At 63.8% G+C, this 18,531-nt stretch carries 18 protein-coding genes; 9 read left to right on the forward strand and 9 right to left on the reverse strand.

The genetic code is table 11. From position 1 onward, the window contains the following. The first annotated feature begins 122 nt into the window (after positions 1–122). Positions 123–590 (forward strand): YaiI/YqxD family protein, encoded by a 468-nt coding sequence (locus ACFPTO_RS14970; RefSeq protein ID WP_377712265.1) that lies wholly within the window; start codon positions 123–125, stop codon positions 588–590. A 90-nt stretch (positions 591–680) separates the two neighbouring features. Here the strand turns inward: ACFPTO_RS14970 and infA are convergent, their stop codons facing one another. From infA to ACFPTO_RS14985, 3 genes are all read right to left on the reverse strand, one after another. Next, positions 681–947 carry a translation initiation factor IF-1 gene (infA, locus tag ACFPTO_RS14975; RefSeq protein WP_296652404.1) on the reverse strand — a complete coding sequence of 89 codons (267 nt, stop codon included), beginning with the start codon at positions 945–947 and terminating at the stop codon, positions 681–683. Between the two features lie 457 nt (positions 948–1,404). Beyond that, a complete protein-coding gene (locus ACFPTO_RS14980) occupies positions 1,405–1,608 on the reverse strand; it encodes a cold-shock protein (RefSeq protein WP_293036946.1) in 204 nt (67 codons plus the stop codon). Between the two features lie 376 nt (positions 1,609–1,984). Continuing rightward, positions 1,985–2,470: a YajQ family cyclic di-GMP-binding protein gene (locus ACFPTO_RS14985; RefSeq protein WP_377712268.1), complete on the reverse strand. Its 486-nt coding sequence runs from the start codon at positions 2,468–2,470 to the stop codon at positions 1,985–1,987. A 323-nt stretch (positions 2,471–2,793) separates the two neighbouring features. On the opposite strand from ACFPTO_RS14985, the gene murB reads away from it, so the two are divergent. Further along, a complete protein-coding gene (gene murB / locus ACFPTO_RS14990) occupies positions 2,794–3,852 on the forward strand; it encodes a UDP-N-acetylmuramate dehydrogenase (RefSeq protein ID WP_377712270.1) in 1,059 nt (352 codons plus the stop codon). 79 nt (positions 3,853–3,931) lie between these two features. Here the strand turns inward: murB and ACFPTO_RS14995 are convergent, their stop codons facing one another. Next, positions 3,932–4,759 carry an EAL domain-containing protein gene (locus ACFPTO_RS14995; protein ID WP_377712272.1) on the reverse strand — a complete coding sequence of 276 codons (828 nt, stop codon included), beginning with the start codon at positions 4,757–4,759 and terminating at the stop codon, positions 3,932–3,934. 231 nt (positions 4,760–4,990) lie between these two features. Continuing rightward, entirely contained in the window at positions 4,991–6,214 is a 1,224-nt protein-coding gene (locus tag ACFPTO_RS15000; RefSeq protein ID WP_377712274.1) for a phospholipase D-like domain-containing protein, read from the reverse strand. Between the two features lie 254 nt (positions 6,215–6,468). Between ACFPTO_RS15000 and ACFPTO_RS15005 the strand changes: the two genes are divergently transcribed. From ACFPTO_RS15005 to ACFPTO_RS15030, 6 genes are all read left to right on the forward strand, one after another. Beyond that, positions 6,469–6,882: an ExbD/TolR family protein gene (locus ACFPTO_RS15005; protein WP_377712276.1), complete on the forward strand. Its 414-nt coding sequence runs from the start codon at positions 6,469–6,471 to the stop codon at positions 6,880–6,882. 6 nt (positions 6,883–6,888) lie between these two features. Further along, positions 6,889–7,641 (forward strand): energy transducer TonB, encoded by a 753-nt coding sequence (locus ACFPTO_RS15010; RefSeq protein WP_377712278.1) that lies wholly within the window; start codon positions 6,889–6,891, stop codon positions 7,639–7,641. Positions 7,642–7,699: 58 nt separating this feature from the next. After that, entirely contained in the window at positions 7,700–10,078 is a 2,379-nt protein-coding gene (locus ACFPTO_RS15015) for a TonB-dependent receptor (protein ID WP_377712280.1), read from the forward strand. A 53-nt stretch (positions 10,079–10,131) separates the two neighbouring features. After that, positions 10,132–10,809, forward strand: coding sequence for a MotA/TolQ/ExbB proton channel family protein (locus tag ACFPTO_RS15020; protein WP_377712282.1), 678 nt, complete (start codon positions 10,132–10,134; stop codon positions 10,807–10,809). 261 nt (positions 10,810–11,070) lie between these two features. Further along, entirely contained in the window at positions 11,071–12,408 is a 1,338-nt protein-coding gene (hmgA, locus tag ACFPTO_RS15025) for a homogentisate 1,2-dioxygenase (RefSeq protein ID WP_377712629.1), read from the forward strand. A 192-nt stretch (positions 12,409–12,600) separates the two neighbouring features. After that, positions 12,601–12,867 (forward strand): hypothetical protein, encoded by a 267-nt coding sequence (locus ACFPTO_RS15030; RefSeq protein ID WP_377712284.1) that lies wholly within the window; start codon positions 12,601–12,603, stop codon positions 12,865–12,867. Between the two features lie 116 nt (positions 12,868–12,983). On the opposite strand, the gene ACFPTO_RS15035 is transcribed toward ACFPTO_RS15030, so the two are convergent. Continuing rightward, a complete protein-coding gene (locus ACFPTO_RS15035) occupies positions 12,984–14,768 on the reverse strand; it encodes a winged helix-turn-helix domain-containing tetratricopeptide repeat protein (protein ID WP_377712286.1) in 1,785 nt (594 codons plus the stop codon). A 168-nt stretch (positions 14,769–14,936) separates the two neighbouring features. Continuing rightward, the gene (locus ACFPTO_RS15040; protein ID WP_377712287.1) at positions 14,937–15,749 is read right to left on the reverse strand and encodes a crotonase/enoyl-CoA hydratase family protein; all 813 of its coding nucleotides are present in this window, start codon (positions 15,747–15,749) and stop codon (positions 14,937–14,939) included. 130 nt (positions 15,750–15,879) lie between these two features. Here ACFPTO_RS15040 and ACFPTO_RS15045 point away from each other — a divergent pair, with 130 nt between their 5' ends. Then, the gene (locus tag ACFPTO_RS15045; RefSeq protein WP_377712288.1) at positions 15,880–16,401 is read left to right on the forward strand and encodes a plasmid fertility inhibition factor family protein; all 522 of its coding nucleotides are present in this window, start codon (positions 15,880–15,882) and stop codon (positions 16,399–16,401) included. A 52-nt stretch (positions 16,402–16,453) separates the two neighbouring features. On the opposite strand, the gene ACFPTO_RS15050 is transcribed toward ACFPTO_RS15045, so the two are convergent. Together ACFPTO_RS15050 and ACFPTO_RS15055 are read right to left on the reverse strand one after the other, a co-directional pair. Next, on the reverse strand, positions 16,454–17,683 hold the full coding sequence (locus tag ACFPTO_RS15050; RefSeq protein ID WP_377712289.1) for an MFS transporter: 1,230 nt from the start codon (positions 17,681–17,683) through the stop codon (positions 16,454–16,456). Positions 17,684–17,838: 155 nt separating this feature from the next. Beyond that, positions 17,839–18,492 carry a 2-hydroxychromene-2-carboxylate isomerase gene (locus tag ACFPTO_RS15055; RefSeq protein WP_377712291.1) on the reverse strand — a complete coding sequence of 218 codons (654 nt, stop codon included), beginning with the start codon at positions 18,490–18,492 and terminating at the stop codon, positions 17,839–17,841. Positions 18,493–18,531 lie beyond the last annotated feature (39 nt).

Here is an 18,531-nt window from a genome sequence, read left to right on the forward strand (position 1 = left end):
ACAAAAACGCGGAAAACCGGACGTCCGCTCGCGAAGTCGCGCGGGAAAGATCCGTGGCGTCGCCCGGCATCCCGGCAAGCGCCTGGTATATGATCGCGGCCTAACGTACTGGGATGATCTTCATGCAAGTGCTGGTCGACGCCGACGCCTGTCCTGCCGTCATCAAAGACATGTTGTTCCGGGCCGCGCGGCGTGCCGAAGTGCGCGTGACGCTGGTTGCCAACCAGTTTTTGCGCACGCCGCCGTCTCCGTTTATCAAGTCGATCCAGGTGCCTGCGGGTTTCGATGCAGCCGATGCGCGCATCGTGGAACTTGTCGCATCGGGCGACCTGGTGATTACCGCGGATATCCCGCTCGCCGCTGCGGTAATCGAGCGCGGCGGACACGCGCTCGATCCGCGCGGAAACTGGTTCACGCCTGACAATATCCGCGAGCGCCTGACCATGCGCGACGTCATGGAGCAACTGCGCAATTCGGGCGTCGAAACGGGCGGGCCGACGCCCTTCAGTGCGCGTGACAGCAAGGCGTTTGCGGGCCAGCTCGACCGGTTTCTCGCACGCCACAGCGCGCCGCCTCGCGGGGCGGCTTAGTTTCCGCTCAGTTTTCGCTTAGTCGTTGCTCAATCGCCACTCAATCGCGGCGAGCAGAAGCCAACGCGTGCGTTCAGGACCGCTGCACGCTTATCGGCGGTACGTGCCGGTTCGCGGTTGTCCACTCGGCGCGCGCTCGTCCTTGTGGCGGAAGTTGATCCGTCCTTTCGTCAGATCGTAGACCGACAACTCCAGCGTGACCCGGTCGCCGGCGAGAATGCGAATGTGATTCTTGCGCATGCGGCCCGATGCATACGCACTGACCACCACGCCGTTCTCGAGCGTGACGCGGTATTTGCTGTCGGGCAGCACTTCGTCGACGACTCCGTCGAGTTCCAGCAGTTCTTCCTTTGCCAAATCAATGCCTCCAAAGAGCGTCGTGTCGCGTCGATGCAAGGCGTCGGCGTATACGGCCGGTCACTGCATCGCTTTCGCGCAGGGTGATGTAGAGCGTTGTCCGGCGCAATTCGCCTGTTTCGCTTATGCGCGCGAAAGCGCATGGGCGCGAACCGGGCCAGGGAACAACGATGTTTCGGGGCGGCGAACTCCGGCAATCCAGAAGAGCTGCGGATTTTCCGGGGACTACGCCTGAGTGACGCCGTCGATCTGCATCCGGTTCTGAGCCAGCTGGCGCGAACCCGATATCGACCGATAGACGCGAAGACGAGACAAACCACGAACACCACACCTTTCAACAGCAGGTGCGGCACAAACAGGAATGCCAGAAAAGAGGAATGCCTTGCCGTGGCGCGCGAGCGCCACGGCAAGGCAAGAGAATCGCTCCGCCCCAACGGGCGGACGCCATCAGACAGCTTTACAGCGGCGTGATGTTCGAAGCTTGCAGACCCTTCGGGCCGCGCTTCGTTTCGTAGCTGACCTTCTGGCCTTCGGCCAGCGTCTTGAAGCCCGTGCCCTTCACTTCGGAGAAGTGGGCGAACAGGTCGTCGCCGCCCTTGTCCGGGGTGATGAAGCCAAAGCCCTTGCTATCGTTGAACCACTTAACAGTACCGGTTTCCACTAGTAAATCCTTAAACAGACGAACAAAAATTCACGCCCCAGAAAAGAAGGCGAATGAAAAATCAAAAAAGAAGAGGTCAACGAGAGTCGCATGAAGCGACAAAAGATGAGCAATCAAGCATTTTGGCGATTTTGCCCGGTGACGGTACCCGGTGTCCAGTGGCGCGTCAAGTGCTTTTTTTGGGGCAGTAGGGTTACTTTCCTGCTTTTTCCGCCGCAAGCACGCGTCTTTACGCGCTGCGACCGCCTGGCGAGCGGCACAACATCGGGACAATGATTGCCGGATTCGCACGTCGCGAGAGGTCGCGAGCGGCGAAGGCGCGGCAACCGTAGCGCGTGCCTTCAGCGTATGCATTTCGCCTGTGCGATCAGTCCGGTCAGTCGCGGAAGTTGTTGAAGTCGAGCGGGGTGTCGGTGACATCCTTGCGCAGCATGGCGATCACGCTTTGCAGATCGTCGCGCTTCGTGCCGGTCACGCGCACGGCGTCGCCCTGGATGCTCGCCTGGACCTTGATCTTGCTGTCCTTGACGAGCCTGACGATCTTCTTGGCGAGATCGCCCGACACGCCCTTTTTGACGGTGATGACCTGCTTGAGCTTGTCGCCGCCGATCTTCTCGATCTTGCCGTAGTCGAGGAAGCGCACGTCCACGTTGCGCTTGGCCATCTTCGAGAGCAGCACGTCCTTTACCTGACCGAGCTTGAAATCGTCGTCGGCGAACGCGGTCAGCTCGCGCTCCTTTTGCTCGACACGCGCATCCGAGCCCTTGAAGTCGAAGCGCGTCGAGATCTCCTTGTTGGATTGCTCGATGGCGTTCTTCACTTCGATCATGTTGGCTTCGCTGACGACGTCAAACGATGGCATTGCTTTCTCCCAGTAGTGCGGGTGCTGTAGCTGCGGGCGGCGGCCATCCAGACGGGCGCCGCGCCGCACACTCGCTATAATCACGGACCGACGCCATTCTACCGGCGCCATTGCGTTTGCCCAAGGCCGCGCGGCCGCGGGCGCGTGAGCGGGTGTTGGCCCGGGTGTTGGTCCGGTTGTCGGCCTGGTTGTTAGCCTGCTTGTCGACCTGGATAGAGGCCCGATCCGTCCTGCCGGTGCAGTCCGCTTTTTGTCCTGGGTTGTCCGTTTTCGTCCCGTGTCATCCGTTTTTGTCCGTCTTGTCCGCTTCTCCGTTGGCTGCGATGTCCGCCCCTGACCCGATCACCGTCGATTTGTCCACCGTCTGGTTCGCCGCCGGATATGCGCTGCGCGCGCACAACACGTTCGGTTTCGACGTGCGCGCGCGCCTTGCCTGCCGCATCGACAGCGAAGCGGACCTGATCGAAGCCGTACGCGACCCGCGCGCGGCGGGGCTGCCGATGCTCGTGCTCGGTGGCGGCAGCAACGTGGTGCTCACGCGCGACTACGACGGCCTCGTACTGCTCATGGCGCTGCATGGCCGCCGCGTGGTGCGCGAGGACGCCGACGCCTGGTATGTCGAGGCCGCAGCGGGCGAGAGCTGGCACGAGTTCGTTTCGTGGACACTCGAAGCGGGCATGCCGGGCCTCGAAAACCTCGCGCTGATTCCGGGCACGGTGGGCGCGGCGCCGATCCAGAACATCGGCGCCTATGGGCTCGAAATTGCCGATCGCTGCGCGTCGGTGCGCGCAATCGAGACGGCGACGGGCGCGGTGACCGAATTCGACGCCGAAGACTGCGCGTTCGGCTACCGCGACAGCTTTTTCAAGCGCGAAGGGCGCAATCGCTACGTGATTACGTCGGTGACGTTCCGGCTGCCCAAGGCGTGGCAGCCGAACGCCGGTTATGCGGATCTGTCGCGCGCGCTCGCCGAGCGCGGCGCCGATGGCGCACCCGATGCGCGCGCCATCTACGACGCCGTGGTGGCGGTGCGGCGCGCGAAGCTGCCGGACCCGCTGCTCATCGGCAACGCGGGAAGCTTCTTCAAGAATCCGGTGATCGATGCGCCGCAGTTCGACGCGCTTTTCGCACGCGAGCCGCAAATCGTCTCGTACCGGCAGGCGGACGGGCGCGTGAAGCTGGCAGCGGGCTGGCTGATCGACCAGTGCGGCTGGAAAGGCCGCGCGCTGCGCGCGGCGGCCGTTCACGACCGCCAGGCGCTGGTGCTCGTGAACCGGGGCGGCGCGACCGGCGCCGATATTCTCGAACTCGCGCAGGCGATCCAGCGCGACGTCGCGGCGCGCTTCGGCGTGGCGCTGGAGCAGGAGCCGGTGAGCCTCTAAGCCGGTGAGCCTCTGAGCCTCTGAGCAGGCTCGCCGCCGGACGCCAATCGCGGCGGTGCAATACCGCCCGCGCGCCACCTCACACCGTCTGATTCCCGGCCGCGAACACGGGCCCTTGCACGAACCGCACGTCGTATTGCAGCAACTGCTCGAACTGCGCGGCATCCGCGACGCGGTTGAAAATGAGCGGAATACGCAGCCGCGCCGCGTAGCTCACGAGCGGCTTGACCATTGAATCGCGCAGCGCCGCGCGCGCGTCCATCTTCACGAAATCGAGCCGCGCCATATCGGAGATCGACAGGATCTGCCCGGCGTTCGGCAGGTTGCCCGCCACTTTGAACCCATAGCGCTGATAGCTTTTCGTCAGGTAGCCGACGAACGTCCGGTGCGCGACTGCCGAAGCCGGCAATTCGATCACGATGCGCCCGGGGTTGAGCCCGAACGACACGAGCACGTTCGAAAAATGGTGTCCGTGGTCGTATTTCACGCTTTTCAGCAGCCGCTCATGGACGCGCAGGAATAGCAGCCCGTGCTGCTGCGCGCCGAGGAAGTTGATCGTGTGCAGCGCGCGCACCATGCGGTCGAGCGCGACGAGTTCCTGGTCGTCGCGCGAGTCCTCGAACGGGTCGAACGGCACGGTGCCGCCGTTCTCCTCGCGCAGCGTCACGGCCTGGAAGCCCAGTTCGTCGCCGAAGCGCGACGCCTTGGCGAGATCGGCCGTCAGCGATTGCACGCCGCTGTGCACGGAAATGTCGTAGATCGGCTCATAGGCCGAGAGCAGTTCGATGCCGTGGCACGTCGCGACGGCCTGGGCCGCGTGCGGGCCTGTTCCCATCGCGAGATGGTCGGCAAGAAACGGGTATTCGGTCGCGCGGGCGACAAGCTCGGAAATGGTCGGAGCAATCATGGTGGCGTCAATGGCGGCGCTGGCCCCCAGGCGCAGGAACGGGGCCGCATGACGCGATGGTAGCAAGTCGGCGCGTTCGCGGCTTCTACTTCCTCTGCATATCGATATGGTTGCTGCGCGCGGGCGCGGTCTTCGGAGGAAAGTTCAGGGCCGCAAAAGGCTGGGGCGACGGCACGACCGTTCGGCCTTTGGGGAGAGTTGCGCTGCGGAGCACGTTTCCTGCGGCGCTTTTCAGGGCTCGGCGGGATGCGGCGCCGGATAATCGCGCGCCACGTCAATGGGTGACGTATGCGGCGAATTCCACCACACCTGCTGCAGTTCGCGTACACGCTGCGCCATCTTCGGATCACGCATCACGACTTCGAGGTTTCGCGAGTTGTCGAGATAACCGCCGCTCCAGTTGCTCGTCCCCACCCAGGCGATTTCGTCGTCGATCGACATGATCTTGCTGTGGACGACGCGCGCATACGGAATGAACCCACTCGCCGCGGGCGGCACGGTAACAAACCGCACCTCGACATTCGGCACGAGCGCGAGACTCTTCAGATAACTGACGTCGGGCTTTTTCAGATTCCAGTTTGCAACCAGAAGTTGTACGCGTACGCCGCGCGTGGCTGCGGCTCGCAACGCCGTGTCGATCACGGGGTAGTACACGCGCTTGCGCGTCTCGCTGTATTCGAGCGGCGCATAGGTCATCACCTGCACCTGGATCGAGCGCTTTGCCGAACCGATGAGTTGCGGCAGAACCTTCCCGGAATCCGCCACGCACGCGGGGTTGTAGGCAGCCGGACTCGCCACGAGGAACGATGCGCGGCTTTCGCACGCGCCGCTGCGAGCGGCTGTCGGGCGCGGCGGAACGCGTCCTGCCGCGAACGCCTCCTGCGCCTTCCAGTCCTGCTCGAAGATCGCCGAGATCTGGCGCACCGTCACGGGATCGCCGATTCGCAAGCCCGTTTCGTCGATGTGTTCCAGCGCACGCCAGTCGAAGTTCTGGCTGCCGAGGAACGCCGTACGCCGGTCAACCACGAAATACTTCGCGTGGATGATCCCGCCGCTCAGCCTGCCGAAGTCCATCGTGCGGAATGCCAGGTTCGGAATGTTCCGGATCCGCGCGAGCGTCGGCGCATCGGATATCTTCAAACCCTTCTCGTCCATCAGAAAGCGAATCTTCACGCCGCGTCTGCCGGCGGCTTCGAGGCTCTCCAGCACCTTGTCCAGCTGGCTGCCCGGCTGGCCCGCTACGTAGAATTGCCCGACGTCGATTGTCTTACTGGCCTCGTCGAACATCCGGGTCCACACGGTGACGGGGTCGCGCAAATCCGGACTGTCCGCGTTGCTGTTCACTGGCGCGTTGTGGACCAGTTCGAAGCCTGGGATCGTGAACGGATCGACTTGTGCGCAGTGCGCCGCAGCGCTGCATAACAGCAGGGCGAGGCAGGACAGGTGCTTGCGCATGGGGCGTTTTCTCCAGGGCTTTCAATGGCATCGCATTCTGCATTCGTTTCTATTTCATTAAGCAGTGAAACGATGACGAATTCGTTCAATTCCGAAATATTCGTGCTCGCCTTCGAAAAGCGTGCCGGTAAGTGCCGGGCGCATAGGGATTGTCCCGTCGCTGCTGCTTGTCTTTCACAGTCCTTTCATTTCTGCTTCATGGATATTTCGTTTAGCTAACGAATAATGCGGGCTGCATCCAATCCGGAGCAGTCGTGATCCACTTCGAAGAGCCTCAACAGCGTCGCGCCCGCCTGGAAATCATCCCGATGATCGACGTGATGATGTTCCTGCTGGTGTTTTTTGTACTGCTTAGCATCAACGTGATTTCCGCGCGCGGCGTACAGACCAACCTGCCGCAGTCGTCGACCTCTACCTCCATCGATCCCGAGAAGCCTCTGGTCGTCACGGTGACCCGCGAAGGTCCGTTGCAGGTCAACGGCGCCGACACGACACTCGCCGCGCTCGCCGAGGCTGTGCGCGGCGAAGCCCGCGACAATCGCACGCCGACCGTGACGCTCAAGACGGACGAGGCTGCCACGATGCAACGCGTCATCGATGTGATGGACGTGCTCAAGCACGCGTCCATCACCAGGGTCGCGATCGCCACGCGCAGCAAGCCGGAGTAATGCGCGATGTCGACGCACCGTCTCATGTACGCGCGGCGCGATTCAGTCGCGGCTGGGCTGACCGTCATTCTCGCGCTGCTGTTTCAGGCCGGACTGCCCAGCTGGACGCCGAAGCCGCCCGAAGCCGGGCAAAAGGCGGAGGAGAGGATCGAGCTTTCGCTTGTCGAACTGCCGGAGCCGAAGCCGACGCCGATTCAGTCAACGCCTGAAGTTACGCGTCCGCCCGAGCCGGTGAAGCAGCCGCCACCGAAGCCGCAATTGCAGAAGCCGCAGACGCAGAAGCAGACGCAGAAGCCAATAAGGACACCGACGCCCGCGCCTGAGCCGACGGCAACGGAGGCGAGCACGCTTGAGCCCGTCACGGCGCCTGCCGCACCATCAATCGACGCGGCGCAACAGGAGATGGCGCAAGCCCAGCCGAGTGTCGCTGCGCGCGAGGCGCCAAAGAATCCCCATGCCGATCAGGACTACGAAAAGCGTGTACGCGCGCTGATCGAGTCGAGAAAGCGCTACCCGACGAGCCGCCAGGCGTCGATCGAGAAGCCCGCCGGCACTGTTGGCGCTTGCCTGACGCTCGGTCGGGACGGCGCCGTCAAGGAATCGAGCATCGCCACCAGTTCAGGCTCGGTGTTGCTCGACTCAGCAGCGAAACGCCTGATTGAAGGCGTGTCGTATCCGCCGTTCGACGAGGCTCATTTCAAGGGACAACCGTCCCGTGTTTTTTGCATGAGCATCGATTACCAACTCCCATCAAGCTAGACATACCAAAGTGACCCACGCTACTTCTCGCTCCAGACGGAGCGTGCACGCGCTGCGCGTGACCGTCGTTGCTGTAAGCCTGCTTTTTGAAGTCGCCGCCGCTCATGCACAGGAGGCCAACTCCGCCGAACCGGCAGCCAAGTCGTCTTCGGATATCGGCACCGTCACGATTACCGGCGAAGGCGACCAGCTCGGTAACGGCCTGCTCGTCCGCGACGACGAGCCGAAAACGCGCAGCAACATTACGCGCGCGGAGTTCGAAAAGGAACGTCCGACTGGCAATCCGTTCCAGTCGATGAACATGTTGCCGGGTGTTGTGACCTACAGCCACGACGGCACCGGTCTGTTCGGCGGCGGCCTGTCCGTGCGCGGTTTCAAAAGCGACCAGATCGGTTTTACGGTCAACGGCGCGCCGATCAACGATTCGGGTAGCTACGAGGTTTACCCACAGCAGTTGGGCGAGATGGAGAACATCTGCTCGCAGTCGGTCACGCAAGGCGCGACCGATCTCGACGCGCCCCACATCGGCGCGAGCGGCGGCAACATCAGCCTCGTGACGTGCGAACCGGAAGACAGGCATCGTCTGCGCCTTGCGCAAACCGTCGGCGGCCTGAACCTCCTGAGGTCGTTTGTGCGGGTCGATTCCGGCCGCTTCGCCAACGACATGGCCAAAGTGTTCCTGTCGTACTCGCACAGCAGTGCCGACAAGTGGAAGGGGCTGGGCAAGGCCGACCGCGATCACGTGGATTTCGGCGTGCGCTTCGACTTCGACAAGGCGAACTACATCACCGGTACGCTGAATTACAACCGCATTCTGAACAACAACTTCCTGGCGCCGTCGCTCGCGCAACTGAACGAGTACGGCTACTACTACGACTACTCGCCGACCTTCATCGGGCACCTGCCGCCGGGTAGCGGCACCGCGCAGAACGAGGGCGCACTGAAAAAGGGCGAGCAGCCGTACTACAAGCTCGCGCTCAACCCGTTCGAAAACGTGCTGGCGTCGGTCACCGGCGTGTTCCGGCTGACGCCGACCACGAAGCTCAAGCTGCAACCGTACTACTGGTATGGCTACGGCACGGGTGGCAGGCAACAACAAAGACTGTGGGAAAACGGTTTCCTGCCGGTCAATCCGGATACCGGAAAGCTCGGTGGCTCGGTCGACCTCAACGGTGACGGCGATACGCTCGACACGAGAATCGTCGCCAGCAGCCGCATCACGCGCACCGATCGTCCAGGTATTACGGCCACCGTGACCCAACAGCTTGCCAATCACCAGATCCAGGCCGGCCTGTGGTTCGAGCGCGCGGTACACCGCCAGACCGGTCCGGCAGTGCACGTCAACGAAGACGGCACCTCGTCCAACGTGTGGCTCGACAGCGGCTTGATTACCGGCCCGACCGGCGACCCGTTCCAGTCGCGCAACTGGAACACGGTCACCACGGCGTGGGAATTCTTCATCCAGGATTCCGTTTCGATGCTGGCCGACAAGCTGAATGTACAAGGCGGCTTCCGCATCCCGACCGCTCGCCGTGATTTCACTAACATCGCAAGCGAAGGTGACTTTGCCTCGCCAACCTCTCAGCCGAATTCGCTCAACTGGCGCACGTATAACATCAACAAAAGCTACACGGCCTTCTTGCCGCAACTCGGCGTTCGCTACTCGATCAACGACGCGCTGCAGATCTATGCCAATGGCGCGCGCAACTTCCGTGCGCCGCCCAACTTCGCGTTTTCGCCGACTAACGGCAACGTGTCGATCGTTGGCGGCAACGCGGTCATGACGGGCAACGTCAAGGCCGAAACCTCGAACATCTTCGATATCGGCGCGCGCTACCAGACGGACTGGGGGATGCTGTCGGGCTCGGTGTTTTACGTCGACTACCAGGATCGTCAGGCCAATTCGTACGACCCCAACACCCAAAAATCGAGCTACACGAACGCGGGGGCGGTCCGTAACGTCGGTTTCCAGCTTGAAGCGGGCACGGCGCCGATCCACGGGTTCTCGCTCTACGGCTCGGTGACGAATAACCACAGCCGGATCAAAGAAGACGTGCGCGTGTCGAAAAAGGTCACGGCGCCGACCGCTGGCAAGAAGTACCCGCTGGACCCGGACTGGCTGCTGGCGCTGTCCACGCAGTACGCGCGCGAGCGCTGGTACGCGCGTGCGCAGACGAAGTTCATAGGGCGCCAGTTCGCGACGCTAACCAACGACGAAGCGGTACCGTCGTACACCACGGTTGACCTCGATGCCGGTTATCGCTTCAACGGCAACACGTTCCTGAAGAATCCGACGCTTCGCATGAACATCAGCAACCTGTTCGACAAGCGGTATCGCCACCCTTCCAGCTTGCAAACCGGTAACGGCAACGGCACGGTGATTTACTACCTTGGCGCACCGCGTCTGATTTCGGCGACGCTGACCGCCGACTTCTAAACGCCGAATTTTGAACGCACAACGGTACAGACGAATTTCTCTGGAGTCAGAACATGACCTCGCAACTACTGCACGATTCGACCTTTTACCTGATGTACGGCTGCCTCGCGCTGTCTGTATTTATCAGCGTGGAACGGATCATCTTCTATCGCTACACCGGTCGCCATGCGCGCGAACTGAACCAGATGCTGTCCGGCGACACAGCATCGCTCGACGATCTGGCCATGCATCTCGAGAGCAATGACAGCGTGCCCGCAGCGGCGCTGAAGTCGCTCGCGCGTGCGCGCCGCAAGGCGCGCACGGTGGAAGAGATGGAAAACCTGTCCCAGGCGCTTTATCTCGCGATGAAGACGCGCCTCAAGCATCGCCTGTGGATCCTCGATACGATCGTGACCGCGGCGCCGTTGCTCGGTCTGCTGGGGACGATTCTCGGCATCATCGAGACGTTCACGTCGCTCGCCGCGTTTGGCATCTCCGATACGAAGGGGGTGTCGGCGGGGATCGGCACCGCGCTGTACGCCACGGCCCTCGGTATCTCGACGGCGCTCTTCGTGCTGCTGTTCCTCAACCACTTCAACGACCGTATCGAGCGCATCGGCGATCACCTCAAGATCCTGCTGCTGCGTGCGAACGTCGGGTATCGGACGCTTGAGGGCAGCGGTGGAAACGACAAGGCGGCTGGCTCGCTTCACGCCGTACGCGGCGCGGTCGAGCCGGAATTCGCCAACTAAATACGCTGGCTTCCGTTTCTGCCGCCACGGGTAGCGACATGCATTGACCCGCCCCCGACGCCTTCGCTTGCGAGGGCGTCGGGGGCGCAGCTTTTGGAGCCAATCGACGATCGGCGCATACTCTCTCCTGACCTGCCGTATCGGAAGGACAACGTGAGCGAGAAGCCAGCGATGAATGCATCCCAGCGGCACCATAACGAAGCTGTCGACGCCGGGCGCGGCGACGCGAACGACACCAACATCGGCCACATACATGGCGACATGCGCGGCGACACACGCAACTACATGAGCGGCTTCGCCAACGAATTCGCAACGGAAGCGCTACCGGGCGCATTGCCCGAGGGACGGAATTCGCCGCAGCGCGTCGCCTACGGCCTCTACGCCGAGCAGCTTTCGGGCACCGCCTTTACCGCGCCGCGCTCGCACAATCGCCGCTCCTGGCTCTATCGCATTCGCCCGGGCGCCGTGCATCGGCCATTCACGCCGGTTGTTTCACCGGTCGCCGCACCGGTCGTCTCATCATCGCCGCGCCTCGTTGCCGACTTCAGCGCCGTGCCGCCGACGCCGCCCAACCAGCTTCGCTGGGATCCGCTGCCGATGCCGAACACGCCCACCGACTTCATCGACGGCTGGGTGACGATGGCGGGCAACGGCTCGGCTGCTTCGATGAGCGGCTGCGCGATTCACCTCTACGCGGCGAACCGTCCGATGGTCGACCGCTTCTTCTACAACGCGGATGGCGAATTGCTGATCGTTGCGCAGCATGGCCGCCTCGCGATTGCCACGGAGATGGGCCGGCTCGATGTCGAACCGTTCGAAATCGCCGTGATTCCGCGCGGCGTGCGCTTTACCGTGGCGCTGCCCGACGGCGAAGCGCGCGGCTATCTCTGCGAGAACTTCGGCGCGCTTCTGCGTCTGCCGGATCTCGGCGTGATCGGCGCGAATGGTCTCGCGAATTCGCGCGACTTCCTCACGCCGTGTGCGGCCTATGAGGATCTGGAAGGGCAATTCGAACTCGTCACGAAGATGAACGGCGAACTCTGGCGTGCGGACATCGGCCATTCGCCGCTCGACGTCGTGGCCTGGCACGGCAACTACGCGCCGTACAAGTACGATCTGCGCTGCTTCAACACGATCGGTTCGATCAGCTACGATCACCCGGATCCGTCGATCTTCCTCGTGCTGCATTCGCCAACCGACACGCCGGGCGTCGATTCGATCGACTTCGCGATCTTTCCGCCGCGCTGGCTCGCAGCCGAGAACACGTTCCGTCCGCCGTGGTATCACCGCAACGTCGCGAGCGAGTTCATGGGGCTCGTGCACGGCGTCTACGACGCGAAGGCCGAAGGCTTCGTGCCGGGCGGTGCGAGCCTGCACAACTGCATGTCGGGACACGGACCGGATGCGCAGACGTTCGAGCGCGCGTCGCAGGCCGACACTTCGAAGCCGCACAAGGTCGCCGATACGATGGCGTTCATGTTCGAAACGCGCACGCTGATCCGCCCAACGCGCTACGCGCTCGAATCGCCGCAGCTTCAGGCCGGCTACTACGAATGCTGGCAGGGTCTCGCGAAGTATTTCGACCCGGATAAGCGCTGACTTGCACGTATCGGCAGGCTGCCCGGCCCGCGATCCTCCACGATTTCTTCAGCTTGCGTCCATGGTGCGGGCAAACGGCGCGTCGCACGATCCTCCTACGATCCAGTCCGCGCCCGCCGGGTGCGGTACGCCCCGATCGTCCGCTACGCGCATGGCGGACGGGATTATGCGCAACCCTTCCGGAGCGATGAAATGAGCAAGTCAAGCACAACACGTATCGCGCTGGCCTGCGCGGCTGCCAGCTTCGCAGGATTTGTCTTTGCCGCTGATTCGCAATCCGACCCGCCGCAGGCCACGAACCCGCCGGCGGCACAGGATGTGGGCGGCGCGCCGATGTCGACTGGCGCCGCTGGCGGCCCGATGGCCATTACCCATGAACAGGTCTATCAGGAACTTATCCGTTCCGAACAGACTGGCGAACGCGATCGCCTCGACAGGTCCGTTTATCGCGGACAGTAAGTGTCGTGCCTGCGCAGCGACGCGTGTCTGCGCCCGCCGCTGCGCTGGAATGCAGTATATGGTTGCCACGGTTCAATACCGTGTGCACCATCGGCACGATGAGACACGATGAAGCACTAAGCCAGCCCGGCGCCGATGTGCTTTTCGATCATGCGCATGCGGCCCGTGGGCCGGTAGGGCTGGAACCAGGGATTCGAGCGTAGCTCGCACAGTCGCGAACTGCGTTCCGCGAGCGCGGCTTCAAGCCAGTGGAACATTTCATGCGGTTGCGCGAGCCGTGCATAGGCCTCGGCAATCACGAGCGGCGACGTGTAGCGGCTGCGCCGCCGCACGAGCAGATCATCCAGATACCAGCGCAACACCGCGTCGTAACCGCCCGCTTCCCATTGCGCGCGAATGGCCGTTGCCCGCGTTTGCTGTCCGCAGCTCACGAGCGCTTCGACGGTTGCATCGACGGCCTCCGCAAAGAGCTTCTTCACTTCGAACGCCGTCGCAAGCAACTGATAGACGAGCGGCGGATGTTCCAGATGTCCCGGTGACAGATATTCGCTAACGACCTGGGCATGCTTGCCCGAAAGCACCATGCCGAACGCGCGTGCGCCCTGGAACGCGAGCGGATCGATTCGCTCGGCGCGCTCCATGGCGGCGTCGCCCTCGGCGCGGCGGCCCATGGCGGTCAGCAGGCGCGCATAGAGGCGATGCGAGTCCGCATAGGTCGGATTGCGCCGCAACGCTTCCTTGAAACCCGCTTCGGCCTTGCTCCAGTCCCACTCGAAAAAGTAGTGGACCGCAGCGAGCGCGTGGTGCGCTTCGGGCAGATCCGGGTCGAGTTCCAGCGCGTTTTCGGCCAGCTCGCGTGCAAGCGGCCAGCCTTCGAGCGGTGCAATGAGGCCGTGAACGACCGTCGATCCGTAGTAGTTCGAAAGGCCCGTGTAACCGAGTGCGTAATTCGGATCGCGTTCGACCGCGGCTTCGAAATACATGCGGCTGCGGAAGAAATCTTCGCCGTCGATTGCGTGATGCGCGCTGAAGCCCGCGTCGAAGTGCACGCGGCGATACCAGTAGAAGCGCCCGCGCAAGTAGGCGTCGTGCGCTGCCGGATCGACCGGCAGGCGGCGCGTGAGCGTGATGCGGCGCTGCTCGCATAGCGTCGGCGCGAGATCCAGTGCAAGCGCGGCCGCCACTTCCTTGGGAATGTCGAGCGCGCCCAGTGCAACGGGCTCGTGCGCGCTGCTCCAGATCTGCACCTCGTCGACACAGCGGATCAGGCGCGTGAGGACGCGCATCCGGCTCGCTTCCTTCGTGAGCGAGCCTTCGAGCACGTAATCCAGTTTCAGTTCGTGTGCGATTTCGCTGATGCTTTTTCGCGCGTCGCGATAGCGTGCGGCCGTGGTGCGCGCAAGCAGCAGGAGCCGTTCGGGATGGAGTGCGCCGAGCGTCGCCGAAATTTCGTCGGCGAGCGCGTCGCACAGGCTTTCCTGCGCCGCGTCGCCGGTGAGGTTTGCAAACGGCAGCACGAGCGCGCGTGCCGCTGCGGGCGGCGGCGTGGCGGGATCGTCCATGGCGGGTTCGGGTGCGGCCCGCTGTGCGCCGTCGAGCCGATAGCCCTTGCCCTTCACGGTGATGAGATGGCGCGGCTGCGCCGGGTCTTCTCCGAGTGCGATGCGGATCTTGCGGATCGCCGTATTGATGCCGTTTTCGGTGTCGCGAAACAGGCTGCCGCCCCACAGACGGTCGACGATATCCGTGCGCGCGACGAGTTCGCCATGGCGCGATGCGAGCATGATCAGCAGATCCATCGGCAGGCGTTCGAGCCGGATCTGCTGGCCCGCGCGTCGCAATTGATAACGTTCGACGTCGAGTTCGTAATCGGCGAACCGGATAACTCGATCGGTCGGCATGGGCTCCCCCGTGATGCCGATTCAAGAGCGCGCGATAGTGCGGTTCATTAGAGGAATGCCGCGGTATCGCGCGGTATGGCGCGGTATGCGCAAGGGCGGAGCGGCGCAGCGTGGGCGACGTCATCCTCGTTCCAATCTAGTGGGTCGCGCGGGCGCCTTCAACCCGAATCAGCTATCGAATGCGCTGCCGTGACGACCTTTACCCAATGCGAATAATTCGGCGCCCGCGAGTCCTTCGTCGAGCACTGCGCGATAACCTGCCGCGCCTTCGCGGCGCAACGCGTCGGCCATGTCGTCAAGCAGACTGTAATCGAGCGCCGAGCGGCGATCGGCGAGCAGCGCCGCCTGCGGAAATGCCGCGATTTGCGCGGCCAGTTGTTCGGCTTGCGTGCGTGCCTCGCCGCGCGCGACGACCCGGTTCGCGAGTCCGAACGCGAGTGCTTCATGCGCGTCGACGGGACGGCCCGTGAGGATCAGATCGAGCGCGCGCGAGAGGCCGATCAGACGCGGCAGCCGCACGGTGCCGCCGTCGATCAGCGGCACGCCCACGCGGCGGCAAAACACGCCGAGCACCGCGTCTTCCTCCACGACGCGAAGGTCGCACCACAACGCGAGTTCGAGTCCGCCCGCGACGGCGTATCCTGTAATCGCTGCGATCACCGGCTTGCTGAGCGTCATGCGTGTCGGGCCGAGCGGGCCGGGTCCGCTGCCATCGGCATGGATTTCGTTACGGCGGTTCTCGTCGCCGAGCGCAGTCAGGTCCGCGCCCGCGCAGAACGTTCCGCCCGCGCCGAACAACACCGCGGCGCGCCATTGCGGATTCGTTTCGAAACGCGTAAAGGCGCTTGCGAGTGCGTTCGCCGTTGGCCTGTCGATGGCGTTGCGCCGCGCGGGACGGTCGAGCACGATGGTCGCGACGTGGCCGTTCGCTTCGATGCGCACCTCTGTGCCGGAATCGGCGCCGAACCTTTCGATTTGCATGGCGGGTTTCCTTGATGGCCTGCAATAGCTTCAAGTCACATTCAGGTCACACGAAATTCATGATTCACCCGTAGCGTAAGCCACTTTTAGCTCGGGAAGCCGTTCCCTCTTTTGCATGCAGTCGCTGCCCATGTTCGCGTCCGCTTCCAGGCTCTCGCCGCCGTCTGTTTCCGCATCGCTGTGGGTCGTGCCGCTGCCTGACCATCATGCTTACGATCATGTATGCCTTCAGCGCGTCTTCACGGCCGATGGTCCGCGCCACGAGGTGGTGATCGTCGATCTCTACAGACTGCTCCAGTGCGCCGACCGCGACGACACCGACTACGTGCTGCGGCCCGTGGGCGACTGGCACACAGGCAAGGTGCGCGGAATCCGCGAATTTCTCGATCCGCACAACGAGCGTGTGCCGCAGATGCCGTATGTGACGATCTCGACGCGCCGTGCAACCGGCCTCGCGGGCTGGCTGCGGCTCGCGCATGTGGGGGTCGTGGCGTTTCACAACGGACAGCACCGGGCGCGCTATCTGGCGTGGGCGGGCGCCGAGTGTCTGCCGGTCGAGGTGGACGAGCGCGAAGCGCCGCTGCTGCGCGCGCTGTGCGGCGTGAGTGACGCCGCCGAAGCCGTCACCGTGCAGTATGCGGGCGGCGTGTAGGCATCGATTCTCGTGTACTCCTATTCGAAATATTCCGGCGCGAATAGCGGGCCTATTCGGCCGTTGGCGCGGCTGCGTCGGCAGCCGGCGTCGCTGCGCGCAGGCTGCGCCGATGCAGCGACACGGAAAGCGCGACGGCGGCTGCCGCCGCGAAGGCCGCGAACAGGAACACCGAACCGAAGCCGAAGCGGTTCGCCACATAGCCCGCGAGCGGGCCGGTGATGCCAAGCGACAGATCGAGGAACACCGAATAAGCCGAGAGGGCGGCGCCGCGGCTCGCGGCGGGCACGAGCCCCACGGCTTCGACGCCGAGCGCGGGGAACACGAGCGCAAAGCCGAAGCCCGTGAGCGCCGCGCCTGCGAGCGCGATGCCCGGCACGGGCGCGAGCCATAGCAGCAGCAGACCGGCGCACTCGCACGAGAACGACGCGATGGCGACGCGAAAGCCGCCGAATCGTTTGATCGTGTGGGCAAAGAGGAGGCGGGCGCCGATGAACATGAGGCCGAACACGGTCAGTGTGAACGCGGCGTTGGGCCAGTGCTGCGCGGCGTAGTAGAGCGTGATGAACGTGGCGATCGAGCCGAAGCCCGCCGAGCCGAGTGCAAGGCCGAGCCCGTGCGGGAGGACGCGCGTGAACACGCTGCGGTACGACATGCGTTCGCCGTGGACGACGGGCACGGCCGGGACCGGTTTCGCGAGCCAGTAGCCGAGCGCGGCGAGCGCGATGACGGCGACGCCGAGCGTCCAGTAGCCGACGAAATGCGCGAACGCGACGCCGAGCGGTGCGCCGAGCGCGAGCGCGCCGTAGGTGGCGATGCCGTTCCACGAGATCACGCGGGCGTTGTGCGTTGCGCCGACGCGGCCGATGCCCCAGAGAATCGCGCCCGTGCCGCACAGGCTTTCGCCGCAGCCGAGCACGAGACGGCTCACGACGAGCAGCGTGAGCGAGAGCGCGGGCCAGTGGGCGACGAGCGTCGCGAGCAGGAGCAGCACGCCGCTTGCGCCGCAGCCGATCAGGCCGAGGGCCACGGTGCGTTTCGGGCCGATCGTGTCGGCCGAGCGTCCCGCGAGCGCGCGCGAGGCGAGCGTCGCGAAATATTGCACGCTGATGGCGCCACCCGCCACGACGGTGCTGAATCCGAGGTCGGTGTGTACGAAGCCCGGCAGAACCGCGAGCGGAATGCCGATGGTGAGGTAGCAGAGGAACGTGAAAAAGACGACCGGAATGATCTGCAGGGTCGCGGCGAATGTGCTGCGCTCAGGCGCCGTGTCAGCGGACATGGGGAAAAATACGGGTGGAAGACGGCGAATAACGCGTGATTCTCCCACGGAACCGGTTTGTGTGCAGACGCACATCAACCGGTTCGTGCAGCAGGACGGCCCCGGACGGCGCGCCGCGCCGCGCCGGGTTTCAGTCAGTCAGGGAAATCAGGACATCATGCTGCGTCGGCGTCCACGAGTCCCGTAGGCAGCGCGCTGATGCGCTCGACCTCGTGCGACTGGAGCCAGCTTGGCGAGCGCGCGCAGTAGAGCACCATCGGCAGCGCGTCTTCGCCCCAGAACAGTTGCTTGTTCATCAAGAATGTCGGTACGCCGAACACGCCGAGCGCAATGGCGTCGTTGGTGTTGCGGCGCAACTGGGCCCGCACGGCTTCCTGCTCGATCAACGCTTCGCCGTTCGCGATCCCCACGTGCGCGCACAACTGCTCGAAGCCTTCGTCGGTCGACGGATCGCGGCCATCGCGCCAGATGAAACGGAAGATCTCGCGCACGAACGTGATGTCCGCGCCCCCCGCGATGGCGAGCAGCAGCGGCTTGACCGGATCGAACGGATGCGCGGGCGGCATCTTGAACGGAATGCCGAGCTGTTCCGCGCGAAAGAGCGCGTGGCGGTAGGTGAAGACGCGCTTCGCGCCAATGCGATAGCCGAGCGGCTGGCCCCAGTGGCGGTAGAGGTCGGATAGCAGCACCGGGCGCGGTTCGAAGTCGATCCCCGGCCACTTGTCGTACTGCTCGAGCAGCAGGTACGAGAAGGGCGACACGAAGTCGTAGAACCACGTCGGCTGGTTGGCGTCAATGCCGCTGATCATGCTGTTCCTCCCGTTCTGTTTTTCATGCGTGCCGCCTGA

The organism is Paraburkholderia denitrificans, from assembly GCF_042655705.1.
GTDB lineage: Bacteria > Pseudomonadota > Gammaproteobacteria > Burkholderiales > Burkholderiaceae > Paraburkholderia > Paraburkholderia denitrificans.